Source organism: Tessaracoccus aquimaris (assembly GCF_001997345.1).
Lineage (GTDB): Bacteria > Actinomycetota > Actinomycetes > Propionibacteriales > Propionibacteriaceae > Arachnia > Arachnia aquimaris.
The window spans coordinates 1,393,641-1,408,279 of sequence record NZ_CP019606.1 but is presented as its reverse complement, the minus strand read 5'-3'; the positions used below and the strand labels follow the sequence as shown (position 1 = coordinate 1,408,279).

Below are 14,639 nucleotides of genomic sequence, written 5' to 3'. Positions count from 1 at the left end.
GTGGGCCGGAGGCTCCACGTCCGGGTGCCGGCCACCACGGCCAACGTCGGCTCCGGGTTCGACTGCATCGGCATCGCGCTCAACCTGTACGACGACCTCGACCTGGAACTCCTCGGCGATCCGGGCGACCTGCGCGTCGCCGTGACGGGCGAGGGTGAGGGGTCGGTGCCGCTCGACGCGCGGCACCTGGTCGTCTCGTCGCTGCAGCACGGCCTCAACGCGTGGGGCGCGGAGCGGCCCGGCCTGGCGCTGACCTGCCACAACCGGATCCCGCACTCGCGCGGGCTCGGCTCGTCGGCCGCCGCGATCGTCGCTGGCCTGGCGCTCGCCTGGGGCATCGCCCGCCCCGGGGAACCGCTCGATCTTCCGGAACTGACACGCATCTCGAGCCGCCTCGAGGGGCACCCGGACAACGCCGGGGCAGCAGTGTGGGGCGGCGCGATCCTCGCGTGGTTCGCCGACGACGACGTCCGCCTGGTCAACCTGGCCGTCCCCGACGCGCTCGGCACCCGCGTGTGGGTGCCCGACTTCGAGGTGGCGACCGCGGGGGCCCGCTCGGTGCTCCCCGATGAGGTGGCGCGCCACGACGCCGTCTGGCAGGCCATCGCCTCAGCCGCCCTACCGCTCGCCCTCGAGAGGCGCCACGACCTGCTGCTCAAGGCGACGGGGGACAGGCTGCACCAGAGCTACCGGGCGTCGCTGATGCCCGAGTCCTGGGAACTGATGAACCGGCTCCGCGGGGCGGGCGTGCCCGCCGCGATCTCCGGCGCGGGGCCCGCGGTCTTCGCGATCGGCACCGCGGACCAGTTGGCCGTCGCCGACGCCACCGGCCACGACGGCTTCGTGCGCCACGATCTGGCCATCGGGCCGGGCGTCGAGCTGAGCGTCACGGCCTGATCCTGCGTCCTTTCGGCGCGACGTCAGCAGCCGATGCGCGATGGCGGGTGGTGACCTCTGCCGTGCTCGTCACGCGCGATTGACGGGGGATGCGCGACCCGTGGCTGAGTGGCGGCTTTGCCCCTGACGGGTGCAGTGCTAGCCTTGATACGTTCACTGATCGATGGCGCCCAGCTGCGAGATTCTTGCGATAAGCCTGTGCAGCGCCGAAGCGAATCTCAACTTGTCAGCCGATGAGGCCTTATCTAGTTGCCTTTCGGTTCATTTGTGGAAGGAAATCCGTGACCGAAAACGGTTCCCACCTCGCCAGCTTGAAGCTGCCCGAACTCAAATCCGTCGCCTCCGGCCTCGGCATCAAGGGCATCTCCGCCATGCGCAAGGGTGACCTGATCGCCGCCATCCAGGGGGCGGGATCCTCGCCGAATGGCGGCGGGGCGAAGACCCAGACCCGCCGCGCGACCCGCCCGGCGGGCGCGACGACATCCGACGCCGCCCCGTCCCAGGGCGACCAGGCGCGCGACGGGGCAACCCAGCGCCCCGCGAAGGCAGAGCGTGCCGAGCAGGCACCCAAGGCCGAGCGTGCCGACCAGGCCCCCAAGGCCGAGCGGGACGAGCGCGCCCCGCGGGGCGAGCGCTCCGAGCGACGCGACGGCCAGCAGCGCGAGAAGCAGGACAGGCAGCCGGAACTGGTCGCCCAGGACTCGGGCGCCCAGGCCGACCAGGACGGCAACCGGAACCGCCAGCGCCGTCGTTCCCGCGACCGGGCCGGCCAGGACACCATCGCGGAGGTCGGCGAACTGCTCGACGCCGCCATGGGCCAGTCGCCCGCGCCTGTTTCGAAGTCCGTTCCCGTCGAGTCGAGCCCCCCGCCCAGCGGCGGCTACGACGACGGAGACGGCAACTCGCGGCGCAGCCGCCGTCGTCGCAACCGTGAGCGCAACAACAACCGCCGCCAGGGCCGAGGCAGCCAGGGCATGGAGCGCATGGAGGCCGAGCCCACCGTCTCCGAGGACGACGTCCTCGCCAACATCTCCGGCATCGTCGACATCCTCGACAACTACGCCTTCGTGCGCACCACCGGCTACCTGCCCGGCTCCGCAGACGCGTACCTGCCGATCTCGACCGTCCGCCGCTACGGCCTGCGCCGCGGCGACGTCATCACCGGCGCCATCCGCACGCCCCGCGACGGGGAGCGCAAGGAGAAGTTCAACCCGCTCGTTCGCCTCGACTCTGTCAACGGCGACGACCCGGAGAAGGCAAAGGGCCGTCCCGAGTTCGCCAAGCTGACCCCGCTGTACCCGCAGGAGCGGCTGCGCCTCGAGACGGTGCAGAACCAGCTCACCGGCCGCATCATCGACCTGGTCTCGCCGATCGGTAAGGGCCAGCGCGGGCTCATCGTCTCGCCCCGAAGGCGGGCAAGACCATGGTGATGCAGGCCATCGCCAACGCGATCGCCGCGAACAACCCCGAGGTGCACCTGATGGTCGTCCTCGTGGACGAGCGTCCCGAGGAGGTCACCGACTTCCAGCGGACCGTCTCCGGTGAGGTCATCGCCTCGACGTTCGACCGTCCCGCCGAGGATCACACCATGATCTCCGAGTTGGCCATCGAGCGCGCCAAGCGCCTCGTCGAGCTCGGCCACGACGTCGTCGTGCTGCTCGACGGCATCACCCGCCTCGGCCGCGCCTACAACCTGGCCGCGCCCGCGTCGGGCCGGATCCTCTCCGGTGGCGTCGACTCCGCGGCGCTGTACCCGCCGAAGAAGTTCTTCGGTGCGGCCCGCAACATCGAAAACGGTGGCTCGCTGACCATCCTTGCGACGGCGCTCATCGAGACCGGATCCAAGATGGACGAGGTCATCTTCGAGGAGTTCAAGGGCACGGGCAACATGGAGCTGAGGCTCCGCCGCGAGCTGGCCGACAAGCGGATCTTCCCCGCGATCGACGTCGACGCCTCCGGCACCCGCCGCGAGGACCTGTTGCTCGGCCGCGACGAGCTGAACATCATCTGGAAGCTGCGGCGGGCACTCTCCGGCCTCGACGACCAGTCGGCGCTCGAGACGCTCAAGTCGCGCATGACCAAGACGGCCAACAACCACGAGTTCATGCTCAGCGTCCTGAAGACGACGCCTGCGCAGGACGGCTGAGACCCGACTTGGAAATCTCGCACCCGCGAGGCAAAATGAATAGTTGTGCCGGTTCACGCACTCTCACTGTCCCGACCATGGGCAGGCGACCCGGCCGAATCGAAGGAGAAACACATGAAGCAGGGAATCCACCCTGACTACGTGGAGACCACGGTGACCTGCACCTGTGGCAACACGTTCACCACGCGTAGCACCCTCACCAAGGGCAGCATGAGTGCCGACGTGTGCGCCGAGTGCCACCCGTTCTACACCGGCAAGCAGAAGATCCTCGACACCGGCGGCCGCGTCGCCCGCTTCGAGAAGCGCTACGCCAAGAAGTAGCTCTTGACAACGAACGCCTCGTTGGGACCCGGTTCCAGCAGGCGTTCGTTTCTTTTTGCCCGACCGTCCCGCCTGGAAGAGCCCCATGTTCGACAACGCCCAGCCCCTCATCGATGAGTTCCACGACCTGGAGCAGCAGTTGGCAGACCCGGAACTGCACGCCGACGTTGCGCGCTCCCGGAAGGTCGGTCGTCGGTACGCCTCGCTCCGGCCCATCGTCGAGGGCATCGAGGAGTTCCGCCGCCTGAGCGACGACCGGGAGGCCGCCGCCGAACTGTCGGCCGACGACTCGTCCTTCGCCGACGAGGTCGCCGACCTCGACGCGCAACTCGAGGTCTCTACCGCGAAGCTCACAAAGCTGCTCGCGCCCCGCGACCCCAACGACGACGCCGACGCGCTGCTGGAGATCAAGTCCGGCGAGGGCGGCGACGAGTCGGCGCTGTTCGCGGGCGACCTGCTGAAGATGTACACCAGGTACGCCGAGCAGGTCGGCTGGAAGATTGAGGTGCTGGACTCGCAGGAGACCGACCTGGGCGGCTACAAGTCCGTCACGGTCGCCGTCAAGACCACCAGCCACCAGGAGTTCGGGCCATACGGTCGACTCAAGTTCGAGGGCGGCGTGCACCGCGTGCAGCGGGTCCCCGTCACCGAGTCGCAGGGCCGCATCCACACCTCGGCGGCGGGCGTCCTCGTGATGCCCGACGTCGAGGCCGACGAGGTCGAGATCAACGACGACGACCTGCGCATCGACGTGTACCGCTCGTCCGGGCCGGGCGGCCAGGGCGTCAACACGACCGACTCTGCCGTGCGCATCACGCACCTGCCGACCGGGGTGGTGGTGAGCTGCCAGAACGAGCGCTCGCAGTTGCAGAACCGCGAGTCGGCCATGCGGATGCTGCGCGCCCGCCTCACGCAACTCGCCGAGGCGCAGGCCGCGGCGGCGGCGTCGGACGCTCGCAAGTCGCAGGTCCGCACCGTCGACCGCTCGGAGCGGATCCGCACCTACAACTTCCCCGAGAACCGGATCACCGACCATCGGATCGGCTACAAGGCCCACAACCTCGACCAGGTCCTCGAGGGCGCCCTGACCCCGGTGCTCGACGCGCTCGCCGAGCAGGACCTCGCCGAGCGGCTCGCGGAGGTATCCGGGTGAGCGAGGCGGCCTACGAGCTCGCCGTGCGCCTCGCGAAGACCGGCTCCCCGAGCCCGGGACCCGAGGCGCGCACGATCGTGGCGCACGTGCTCGGCGTCGAGGTGTCGCGGCTGATCACCGTCGACGGGGTGACCCCGGAGCAGCAGCGCCTCATCAACGAACTGGGCGAGCGCCGGGCGGCCGGGGTGCCTGTGCAGCACCTGACGGGGACGGCCTACTTCCGCCACGAGATCCTCAGCGTCGGGCCGGGCGTGTTCATCCCGCGGCCCGAGACGGAGGTGATGGTCGGCTGGGCGCTTGACCGCCTCGCCGAGCGCGACAGCCGCGTGGTCGTCGAGCTCTGCGCCGGCTCAGGGGCCATCTCGGCGGCGATCGGCTCGGAGATCGGGGGAGTGCGCCTGCACGCCGTCGAGCTCGACCCCGCCGCGTACCGCTACCTCGCCTCGAACCTCGAGGACTACGACGCCGACCTGCGGCTCGGCGACATGGCGGACGCTTTCGGTGACCTCGACGGCACCGTCGACCTCGTCATCGCCAACCCCCCGTACGTGCCGGAGACGATGCGCCCGTTCCTGCCGAGCGACGTCGTCGACCACGACCCCTCCATCGCCCTGTTCTCCGGGCCGGACGGCCTGGACGCTCTGCGCGTGCTGGTGGGCGTCGCGCACCGACTGCTGGTGCCAGGTGGCCTCGTGGCGAGCGAGCACGACGAGTCGCACCCGGACGCCGTCGTGGAGTTGTTCACCGCAGCGGGCTTCTCCGACGTGACTCCGCATGCCGACCTGACGGGACGAGCCCGATTCGTCACCGCCGTCAAGCCCCTAGGATGAGCCTGTGACTGAACCCGCCCGCGTCTTCAACCTGTCCATCGACGAGGAGGCCGGACTCGCCGAGGCTGTTGCGGCGGTGCGCGCCGGGTCCTGCGTCGTGCTTCCTACCGACACCGTCTACGGGATCGGCGCGAACGCGTTCGACACCGCGGCGGTGCAGGGCCTGCTCGACGCGAAGGAACGCGGCCGCGACATGCCGCCGCCCGTGCTGATCGCCGAGCCGTCGATGCTGCGCGCGATCGCCGACGAGGTGCCCGAGGGCGCCGCCGCGCTGGCGAAGGCGCTGTGGCCGGGGCGCTGACCCTCGTGCTGAAGGCTCAGGCGAAGAGCGGGATGGACCTCGGTGAGACGCAGGGCACCATCGCGGTGCGGGTCCCCGACCACGAGGGCGCGCGCACGCTGCTGCGCCGCACCGGGCCGCTCGCGGTGAGCTCGGCCAACGTCTCCGGTCAGCCAGCGGGCCTGACCTGTGAGGAGACGCTCGCCCAACTCGGTGACCGGGTCGCCGTCTACCTCGACGGCGGTCCCGTCAGTGGGGGAGTCGCCTCCACGATCGTCGACTTCGCCGCAACGGACGAGGGCAAGGTGCTGCGCCTCGGGGCGATCCCGCTCGAGACGCTGCGCGAGCACGCCCCGTCGGTCGTCGGCCTCGACGAGCCGAAGGACGAGCGCGCGGAGCCCACCGACCAGGAGTCGGACGCCGATGCCGCCGCGATCGAGCAGGGGGATGGTGCCATGGGCGGGGCCGACGCGGACGCGACGGTCGCCGACGCTGAGACCCCTGCCGACGCCGCGACCGACACCGGTCCGGCCCACGAAGACCACCCCGACGCCGCCGACCCGGCCGACGAGGCCAACCCGAGCGACGAGTCGCCCACCGACGCGACCGACGCCGACGCCACCGATCGGATCGACGGGGCGTAGTGCGCGAATACCTGCTGGTCCTGCTCATCGCGGCCGGCGCAACCTACGTCCTGGCGGGGCTGTGCCGGAACCTCGCCGTGCGCACGGGCATCATGGCGCCGGTCCGCGCCCGCGACGTGCACACGCACCCGATTCCCTACCTGGGCGGCGTCGCGATGCTTGGCGGCCTCGCGGTCGCCTTCACCGTCGCGCTGCAGATGCCGTTCCTCGGCAAGTACGCGCTTGTCGCCCACGACGCCTCCGCGGTGCTGTGGGCGGGGCTGATCATCACCATCGTGGGTGTGCTCGACGACAAGTACGACCTCAACCCGATCGTGAAACTCGGCGGGCAGACGCTAGCGGCAGGCGTCGCCGTCATGCAGGGCGTGCGGCTGTTCTGGATCCCGCTGCCGAACCGGATCATCGCGCTCGACGACGCGACAAACATCGTCCTGACGGTGCTGGTGATCCTGGTGTGTGTCAACGCCGTCAACTTCGTCGACGGTCTCGACGGCCTCGCCGCGGGCGTGGTGGCGATCGGCTCCGGAGCGTTCTTCAGTTACACCTACGTGCTCGCCTACCAGCACGGCCTTGAGCGGGCCACCACCGCCAGCCTCATCACGGTCGCCACCTGCGGCATCGCCGTCGGTTTCCTGTTCCACAACTGGCACCCCGCCAAGATGTTCATGGGCGACTCCGGCGCGATGCTGCTCGGCCTCCTGATGGCGATGAGCGCCATCTCCTACACCGGCCAGTTCGACTCGAGCGCGCTGCCGCAGCAGAGTTCGGACTTCCTGCCCACCCTGCTGCCGATCCTGCTCCCCGTCGCGGCGCTCGCGCTGCCGCTGGTCGACCTGGTGACGGCGTGGGTGCGGCGCGCCTGGAACGGACAACACCCGTTCTCGGCAGACAAGCAGCACCTTCACCACCGCCTGCTGGCCCGTGGCCACTCCCACTGGGGGGCCGTGCTCCTGATGTACGGCTGGACGGCGGTTGTCGCCGTCGGGCTCGTGGTGATGGCGTTGTCACCGGCGTCCGCGTCCATCTGGATCCTGGCCGCCGCCCTGGTGATCCTGCTCGTCCTCACGCTGTGGCCGGTGCGGACCGCGCCGCCGCACATCGGGGGCGAGGAGTCCGACGTCGTCGACCAGGTGCCCAATCATGAGTGAACGCAAGGTGGTGACGGCGGCCACCCGGAGGGCCCGCCAGATGATGTTCGGAGGGCTGGTGCTCGGTCACGTGGTCGGCATCACCATCATCGGCCTCGGGTTGGCGATCGGCGGGGTGAACGCGGCCCTGACCGCGGCGCTCGGCTTCGCGGCCGTCGTGATCTTCTACAGCATCGGGCAGGCCCTCGAGGTGGTCGCCTCCGAACTGGAGCCTATGCAGGGCATGGCGCTGGTGCTGGTGAGCTACGCCGTCCGGGTGATCGGCATCGCGGCGGGACTGTGGGCCATCCTCCGGCTGCCTGCGGTCGCCCCCCGCGTGGAGGGTGGTTGGCTGCTGCTCAGCATCGCGGGGACCGTGTTCGCCTGGGTGACCGGCGTTGTCCTGGTGGCATCCAGGCAGCGCGTCCCGGTCTACGACTCCGAATATCACCCCCCAGGCCAGTCCTGACTCACCCGGTGGTATGTACGGCGTGGGCTCAAGATGAAACGGGGCCGAGTTTCCGCTAGGCTCGACCCCGACATGGGCACCACACCTACGCCACCCGAGGACAACGAACGCAAGGGTCCAACGGGCACAGAGGACGGCATGGTCGTGCTTAGTTACATCCTCGCGGGATTGATTTTCTACGGGGGCCTGGGCTGGGTTGGTGACTATTTCTTCAAAACCTCATGGCTGTTGCCGCTCGGCCTGATCCTGGGCCTGGTCTTCAGCTTGTATCTGATCATCAAGCGATACGGGAGCGGTACGTGACACTAGGGCTACTTCCGATGGAATCCGGCGGCGGCTACACCCCGCCAGGCACCCACGACTTCGAGTTCGAGACCATGTTCCCCGGCGTCCCGGGCCTCGAATGGCTGAACAAGCCGGCGGCTCAAGCGATCATCGGCGCCGCCCTCGTCATCATCTTGTGGTGGATCGCCTCCAGGAACCTCAAGGTCAAGCCCTCGAAGGGGCAGTTCGCCGCGGAGTACATCTACGAGTTCGTCCGCAACGGCATCGCCCGAGACATCCTGCACTCCGACTTCCGCCGGTTCCTGCCGTACCTGCTCGGCCTCTTCAGCTTCCTGCTTGTCAACAACTGGTTCGGCGAGTTGTTCGTCTTCATGTACCCGACGTTCTCCAACGTCGGCTACGCCTACGGGCTCGCGATCCTCTCCTGGCTGATCTACATCGGGGCAGGCTTCCAGAAGTGGGGCTTCGGCGGCTTCCTGAAGAAGTCGCTGATCCCGAGGGCGTTCCCGGCTACCTGCTGCCGATTGTCATCCCGCTCGAGTTCCTCGCGACCTTCATCACGCGCCCCATCACGCTGGCGCTTCGTCTGTTCGCCAACCTGTTCGCCGGGCACCTCGTCGTGCTGGTGTTCGTGGTCGGCGGCGGCTTCCTGATCACCTACGCCAACAACGCGTTCTACAACGTCGCAGGCGGGGTCTCGATGGCCTTCAGCCTGGTGATCCTCCTGCTCGAGCTGTTCATCGGCGCCCTGCAGGCCTACATCTTCACGGTTCTCACCGCCCAGTACGTGTCGACCTCCATCGCAGAGGCGCACTAAACCCAACCGACTTCTCGGCTTAGGAAGAGCCGAGCAAGCCATCCGAAAGGAAAACGCATGTCCCTCCTCGAAATCAACGGCTCGCTGAACATGATCGGCTACGCGATCGCCACGATCGCGCCGGCGCTGGGCGTTGCCTGGATCTTCGCCTCGGTCATCAACGGCACCGCCCGCCAGCCTGAGGCTCGTGGCGCCATGATGAGCACCGCCTTCATCGGCTTCGCCGTGGTCGAGGCCCTCGCCATCATCGCCATCGCCCTCGCCTTCGTCCTCAACTGAGCCGCGTCATGGTCCCCACTATCGGGGTGCTCCAGGAAATCGACCTGGGGCCACTGTTGCCCCACAAGATGTCGGAATTTGTCATCGGCATCGTCTTGATGCTGATCATCTTCGTCATCATGTGGAAGGTCGTCGTCCCCGCCTTCGAGAAGATGTACGCGGAACGCTCCGACAAGATCGAGGGTGGCATGCAGCGCGCGGCCGCAGCCGAGGCTAAGGCCGAGGCGGCGCTCGCCGACTACAACGACCAGCTCGACGCGGCGCGTGAAGAGGCAGCCCGGATCCGCGAGGACGCGAAGAACCAGTCCGCGACGATCCTGGCAGAGGCCCGCGACAAGGCACAGAAGGATGCGTCGCGCATCCTCGAGTCCGGTCGCGTGCAGCTCGAGGCAGAACGCACCCATCTCGTGCACCAGCTCCGCGGTCAGGTCGGCGGCATGGCCACCGAACTGGCAGGCAAGATCGTCGGCGAGTCGCTGTCGGACGACGAGCGCGCCAAGCGCACCGTTGACCGCTTCCTGGCCGATCTCGAGTCCGCAGGTCAGACGCGATGACGGCCCGCGACGCCGCAAATGCTGCGCTCGACTCGTCCGTGGAGGGCATCGCAACCGATGCCGCCACGGCAGCCGAGCTGTTCGCCGTCGTCGATCTGCTCGACGGTCAGCCGATGCTGCGTCGATCGCTGTCGGATCCGTCTTCGACGCCCGCGGCGCGTGCGGGTCTCGCCAAGCGCCTGCTGGCCGGCAAGGTCTCCGACACCGCAATCGAGGTCGTCGGGTCCGTCGTGCAGTCGCCGTGGCGAAGCGCCAACGCGATGGTCGGAGGCCTTGAACGACAGGGCGTCCGGATCGCGCTGCGCGCCTCGGCGGCAGGCGGTCAGCTGGAGCGGGTCGAGGAGGAGTTGTACTCCCTGGCTCGCACCGTCGACTCGGATCCGGAGCTCGGGGCCGCGCTGCGCAGCCTCGCGTACCCGCTCGAGGGCAAGCGCGACCTTGTCGCGCGCCTGATCTCGGGCAAGGTCGACCCCGTCACGGCACAGCTCGCCTCGCGGGCGGTGCGTGCCAGGCGCCGCACCTTCCCCCTGACGATCGAGAGCTACCTTCAGATGGCCGCCGACATGGCCGGTCAGAAGATCGCCCGCATCACCGTCGCGCAGCCCCTCGATGAGGCTCAGGAGGCCCGGCTCAAGGCCGCCCTCGTGGCCCAGGCGGGCGGCGCCGTCACCCTCCAGATCCACGTGGATCCAAAGGTGATCGGCGGCATCAGCGTGGCCATCGATGACGACGTGTACGAATCAACCGTTGCCGCCCGGCTCGAAGACGCCCGCAGGCAACTCATCAACTTGTGAGAATCAGAAAGTAGGACGCAATGGCTGAACTCACCATCAGTCCAGACGAGATCCGCAGCGCGCTGGACGAATTCGTCCAGGCCTACGACCCGCAGGGCGCCGAGCGCACCGAGGTCGGCACGGTCGTCAGCTCGGGCGACGGCATCGCCCGGGTCGAGGGCCTTCCCTCTGCGATGGCCAACGAGCTGCTCCGCTTCGAGAACGGCACTCAGGGCATCGCACTGAACCTGGACGAGCGTGAGATCGGCGTCGTCGTCCTCGGCGACTCCGAGGGCATCGACGAGGGCTCGACCGTGCACGGCACGGGCGACGTCCTGTCGGTCCCTGTCGGCGAGGGCTACCTGGGTCGCGTCGTCGATGCCATGGGCACCCCGATCGACGGCCTCGGCGAGATCAGCGGCATCGAGGGACGCCGCGCGCTCGAGCTGCAGGCCGCAGGCGTGATGGACCGTCAGGAGGTCCGCGAACCCCTGCAGACCGGCCTCAAGGCCATCGACGCCATGATCCCGATCGGCCGCGGCCAGCGTCAGCTCATCATCGGCGACCGCAAGACAGGCAAGACCGCCATTGCGATCGACACGATCATCAACCAGAAGGCGAACTGGGCCTCCGGCGACCCGAAGAAGCAGGTCCGCTGCATCTACGTCGCCATCGGCCAGAAGGGCTCGACCATCGCAGAGGTGCGAAGCACCCTTGAGGATGCGGGCGCCTTGGAGTACACGACGATCGTGCACGCTCCCGCCTCCGATCCCGCGGGCTTCAAGTACATCGCCCCCTACTCCGGCTCGGCCATCGGCCAGCACTGGATGTACCAGGGCAAGCACGTCCTTATCGTGTTCGACGACCTCACCAAGCAGGCGGAGGCGTACCGCGCCATGTCGCTGCTGCTGCGTCGCCCTCCGGGCCGCGAGGCGTACCCCGGCGACGTCTTCTACCTCCACTCCCGCCTTCTCGAGCGCTGCGCCAAGCTCTCCGACGAGCTGGGTGCCGGCTCGATGACCGGCCTGCCGATCATCGAGACCAAGGCGAACGACGTGTCGGCCTACATTCCGACCAACGTGATCTCGATCACCGACGGCCAGATCTTCCTGCAGTCCGACCTGTTCAACGCCAACCAGCGCCCCGCGGTCGACGTCGGCGTCTCGGTGTCCCGAGTCGGCGGCGCCGCACAGGTCAAGGCCATGAAGCAGGTCTCCGGCTCGCTCAAGCTGAGCCTCGCGCAGTACCGCGACATGCAGGCTTTCGCCATGTTCGCCTCCGATCTCGATGCCGCCACCCGGCGTCAGCTCGAGCGCGGCGCGCGTCTGACCGAACTGCTGCGTCAGGGCCAGTACGCGCCCTACTCGGTCGAGGATCAGGTCGTCAGCGTGTGGTCGGGCGTCGAGGGTCACTTCGACGACGTTCCGGTCGACGACACCCTCCGCTTCGAGCAGGAGTTCCTGGACTACCTGCGGCACAACTCCGACGTGCTGCAGGGCATCGCGGGCGACTTCCTCTTCGGCGACGACCGCAAGGACGCCACCGTGACCGCGATCGGCGAGTTCAAGAAGATCTTCCGCACCTCCGAGGGCAAGCTCCTCGTCGGTCGCGAGGACCACACTCCGCTTGAGGACGAGGAAATCGGCCAGGAGACGATCGTCCGCCAGAAGCGGGGTTAGTCCAGATGGCTAGCAGTCTGCGCGAGCTTCGACAGCGTCGAAAGAGTGTTTCGACCACGAAGAAGATCACCCGTGCCATGGAGCTGATCGCTGCCTCGCGGATCGTGAAGGCCCAGCAGGCCGTCCGAGCCGCGACGCCGTACACCCGTGAGCTGACCAAGGCCGTCTCGGCCCTTGCAAGCGTGCACGATCTGGAACACCCGCTCCTCACCGACGTCGAGAACCCGAAGCGTTCGGCGATCCTGCTGATCACCTCTGATCGTGGGCTCGCAGGCGCCTACTCGGCAAACGTCATCAAGGCGGGCGAGCAGTTGCACGCGAAGTTGGCGGAGGAGGGCCAGGAGGTCGTCCAGTACATCACCGGCCAGAAGGGCCTCGCGTACTTCGACTTCCGCAAGCGCCCGGTCGAGCAGTCCTGGACCGGGTTCTCGGATCGTCCCCAGTACGCGCACGCCAGGGAGATCGCCGACGTGCTGTTGGCCAAGTTCCTGCTCCCGACGGAGGAGGGCGGCGTCGACCAGTTGCACATCGTCACGACCAGGTTCGTGTCCATGCTGACGCAGACGGCGACCGCGGTGCGCCTGCTCCCGCTCGTCGTCGAGGATGCCCCGCCAACGGCCGCAATGGCAATGGCAACGGCGAGGTGCTTCCGTACTACGACTTCGAGCCGGACGCCGCGACGGTGCTTGACGAACTGCTGCCCATGTTCGTCGCCAACCGCATCCACACGGCCCTTCTGCAGGCGTCGGCATCCGAACTGGCAAGCCGTCAGCGCGCCATGAAGTCGGCGACCGACAACGCCCAGACCCTGATCGAGGACCTGACCCGCGAGGCCAACCAGGCCCGCCAGGCGGAGATCACCCAAGAAATCACTGAAATCGTCGGTGGCGCGTCGGCGCTGGCCGAATCTGCCGGAAACGAATGAGGAAACACATGACTGCAACTCTGAACGAGACGCAGCCGGCCACCACCGGTGGTGTCGGCCGCGTCGCCCGCGTCATCGGCCCCGTCGTGGACGTCGAGTTCGCGGCCGACCAGATTCCCGCGATCGGCAACGCGCTGCTCGTGGACACCGAGATCATGGGCGAGAAGTTGACCATGACGCTCGAGGTCGCGCTGCAGGTCGGCGACTCGATGGTCCGCGCCATCGCGCTGAAGCCCACCGACGGCATGCGTCGTGGCTCTGAGGTGCGCGACACCGGCGCCCCCATCTCGGTGCCCGTCGGCCTCGTCACGAAGGGGCACGTCTGGAACGTGACCGGGGACGTCCTCAACGCCGACCCCGCTTCCCTCGAGATCACCGAGCGCTGGCCGATCCACCGTCCCGCCCCGAAGTTCGACGCGCTCGAGCCCCGCACCGAGATGCTCGAGACCGGCATCAAGGTCCTCGACCTGCTCACGCCCTACGTCAAGGGCGGAAAGATCGGCCTCTTCGGCGGCGCAGGCGTCGGCAAGACGGTGCTCATCCAGGAGATGATCTACCGCATCGCCCACAACTTCGGCGGCACCTCGGTGTTCGCGGGCGTGGGGGAGCGCACCCGTGAGGGCAACGACCTCATCAACGAGATGGAGGAGGCGGGCGTCCTCAAGGACACCGCGCTCGTCTTCGGCCAGATGGACGAGCCCCCGGGCACCCGTCTCCGCGTCGCCCTGTCTGCGTTGACGATGGCGGAGTACTTCCGCGACGTCGAGAACCAGGACGTGCTCCTGTTCATCGACAACATCTTCCGCTTCACGCAGGCCGGCTCGGAGGTCTCGACGCTGCTCGGCCGCATGCCGTCCGCCGTGGGCTACCAGCCCAACCTGGCCGACGAGATGGGCCAGTTGCAGGAGCGGATCACGTCGACCAAGGGTCACGCCATCACGTCGATGCAGGCCATCTACGTGCCTGCGGACGACTACACCGACCCGGCCCCCGCCACGACGTTCGCCCACCTCGACGCGACGACGGAACTGTCGCGTGAGATCGCCTCGCGTGGCCTCTACCCGGCGGTCGACCCGCTGTCGTCGTCGAGCCGCATCCTCGACCCGCAGTACATCGGTCAGGAGCACTACGACACCGCGGTGCGCGTGAAGCAGATCCTGCAGCGCAACAAGGAACTCCAGGACATCATCGCCATCCTGGGTATCGACGAGCTTTCCGAAGAGGACAAGATCATCGTGAACCGGGCGCGTCGCATCCAGCAGTTCCTGTCGCAGAACACCTACACCGCGGAGAAGTTCACCAACGTGCCGGGTTCGACCGTCGCGCTGGCCGACACCATCGAGGGCTTCCAGATGATCTGCCGCGGCGATGTCGATCACATCGCCGAGCAGGCGTTCTTCAACGTCGGCGGCATGGACGACGTGATGGCCGCGTGGGACAAGATCCAGAAGGAACTCTGA

Annotated in this window: 12 protein-coding genes and 4 pseudogenes; all 16 read left to right on the top strand. The window is 68.1% G+C overall.

Annotation, left to right across the window (positions count from 1 at the left end; translation table 11 throughout):
* A complete protein-coding gene (gene thrB, locus BW730_RS06640) occupies positions 1 to 897 on the top strand; it encodes a homoserine kinase (RefSeq protein ID WP_077685565.1) in 897 nt (298 codons plus the stop codon).
* 233 nt (positions 898 to 1,130) lie between these two features.
* Positions 1,131 to 3,043, top strand: a pseudogene (rho, locus tag BW730_RS18760) (transcription termination factor Rho).
* Between the two features lie 114 nt (positions 3,044 to 3,157).
* On the top strand, positions 3,158 to 3,364 hold the full coding sequence (gene rpmE / locus BW730_RS06625) for a 50S ribosomal protein L31 (RefSeq protein ID WP_077685564.1): 207 nt from the start codon (positions 3,158 to 3,160) through the stop codon (positions 3,362 to 3,364).
* Between the two features lie 85 nt (positions 3,365 to 3,449).
* Positions 3,450 to 4,517 carry a peptide chain release factor 1 gene (gene prfA, locus BW730_RS06620; RefSeq protein ID WP_077685563.1) on the top strand — a complete coding sequence of 356 codons (1,068 nt, stop codon included), beginning with the start codon at positions 3,450 to 3,452 and terminating at the stop codon, positions 4,515 to 4,517.
* Complete coding sequence (gene prmC / locus BW730_RS06615) at positions 4,514 to 5,347, top strand: peptide chain release factor N(5)-glutamine methyltransferase (protein ID WP_226997112.1); 834 nt, start codon at positions 4,514 to 4,516, stop codon at positions 5,345 to 5,347. The genes prfA and prmC overlap by 4 nt, the downstream gene beginning before the upstream one ends.
* A gap of 4 nt (positions 5,348 to 5,351) precedes the next feature.
* Positions 5,352 to 6,271: pseudogene (locus BW730_RS20140) on the top strand (L-threonylcarbamoyladenylate synthase).
* On the top strand, positions 6,271 to 7,419 hold the full coding sequence (locus tag BW730_RS06605) for an MraY family glycosyltransferase (protein WP_077685561.1): 1,149 nt from the start codon (positions 6,271 to 6,273) through the stop codon (positions 7,417 to 7,419). Before BW730_RS20140 ends, BW730_RS06605 begins: the two are co-directional and overlap by 1 nt.
* Positions 7,412 to 7,867, top strand: a complete 456-nt coding sequence (locus tag BW730_RS06600; RefSeq protein WP_077685560.1) for a hypothetical protein — start codon at positions 7,412 to 7,414, stop codon at positions 7,865 to 7,867. The genes BW730_RS06605 and BW730_RS06600 overlap by 8 nt, the downstream gene beginning before the upstream one ends.
* A gap of 72 nt (positions 7,868 to 7,939) precedes the next feature.
* Positions 7,940 to 8,170, top strand: coding sequence for a hypothetical protein (locus BW730_RS06595; RefSeq protein ID WP_145952754.1), 231 nt, complete (start codon positions 7,940 to 7,942; stop codon positions 8,168 to 8,170).
* A 17-nt stretch (positions 8,171 to 8,187) separates the two neighbouring features.
* Positions 8,188 to 8,969 (top strand): annotated as a pseudogene (gene atpB, locus BW730_RS20285) (F0F1 ATP synthase subunit A).
* Between the two features lie 57 nt (positions 8,970 to 9,026).
* Complete coding sequence (gene atpE / locus BW730_RS06585) at positions 9,027 to 9,248, top strand: ATP synthase F0 subunit C (RefSeq protein ID WP_077685558.1); 222 nt, start codon at positions 9,027 to 9,029, stop codon at positions 9,246 to 9,248.
* Between the two features lie 8 nt (positions 9,249 to 9,256).
* A complete protein-coding gene (locus tag BW730_RS06580; RefSeq protein WP_418082029.1) occupies positions 9,257 to 9,802 on the top strand; it encodes a F0F1 ATP synthase subunit B in 546 nt (181 codons plus the stop codon).
* Positions 9,799 to 10,596, top strand: coding sequence for a F0F1 ATP synthase subunit delta (locus tag BW730_RS06575; RefSeq protein WP_077685557.1), 798 nt, complete (start codon positions 9,799 to 9,801; stop codon positions 10,594 to 10,596). The genes BW730_RS06580 and BW730_RS06575 overlap by 4 nt, the downstream gene beginning before the upstream one ends.
* A gap of 20 nt (positions 10,597 to 10,616) precedes the next feature.
* Complete coding sequence (gene atpA / locus BW730_RS06570; RefSeq protein ID WP_077685556.1) at positions 10,617 to 12,254, top strand: F0F1 ATP synthase subunit alpha; 1,638 nt, start codon at positions 10,617 to 10,619, stop codon at positions 12,252 to 12,254.
* Between the two features lie 5 nt (positions 12,255 to 12,259).
* A pseudogene (locus BW730_RS06565) lies at positions 12,260 to 13,179 on the top strand (F0F1 ATP synthase subunit gamma).
* A gap of 8 nt (positions 13,180 to 13,187) precedes the next feature.
* A complete protein-coding gene (gene atpD, locus BW730_RS06560; protein ID WP_077685555.1) occupies positions 13,188 to 14,639 on the top strand; it encodes a F0F1 ATP synthase subunit beta in 1,452 nt (483 codons plus the stop codon).

Excerpts from the sequence above, each read along its gene's own strand:
- rpmE (WP_077685564.1), top strand. The coding sequence starts at position 3,158 with ATGAAGCAGGGAATCCACCCTGACTACGTGGAGACCACGGTGACCTGC.
- prfA (WP_077685563.1), top strand. The coding sequence starts at position 3,450 with ATGTTCGACAACGCCCAGCCCCTCATCGATGAGTTCCACGACCTGGAG.
- BW730_RS06600 (WP_077685560.1), top strand. The coding sequence starts at position 7,412 with ATGAGTGAACGCAAGGTGGTGACGGCGGCCACCCGGAGGGCCCGCCAG.
- BW730_RS06595 (WP_145952754.1), top strand. The coding sequence starts at position 7,940 with ATGGGCACCACACCTACGCCACCCGAGGACAACGAACGCAAGGGTCCA.
- atpE (WP_077685558.1), top strand. The coding sequence starts at position 9,027 with ATGTCCCTCCTCGAAATCAACGGCTCGCTGAACATGATCGGCTACGCG.
- BW730_RS06580 (WP_418082029.1), top strand. The coding sequence starts at position 9,257 with ATGGTCCCCACTATCGGGGTGCTCCAGGAAATCGACCTGGGGCCACTG.
- BW730_RS06575 (WP_077685557.1), top strand. The coding sequence starts at position 9,799 with ATGACGGCCCGCGACGCCGCAAATGCTGCGCTCGACTCGTCCGTGGAG.
- atpA (WP_077685556.1), top strand. The coding sequence starts at position 10,617 with ATGGCTGAACTCACCATCAGTCCAGACGAGATCCGCAGCGCGCTGGAC.
- atpD (WP_077685555.1), top strand. The coding sequence starts at position 13,188 with ATGACTGCAACTCTGAACGAGACGCAGCCGGCCACCACCGGTGGTGTC.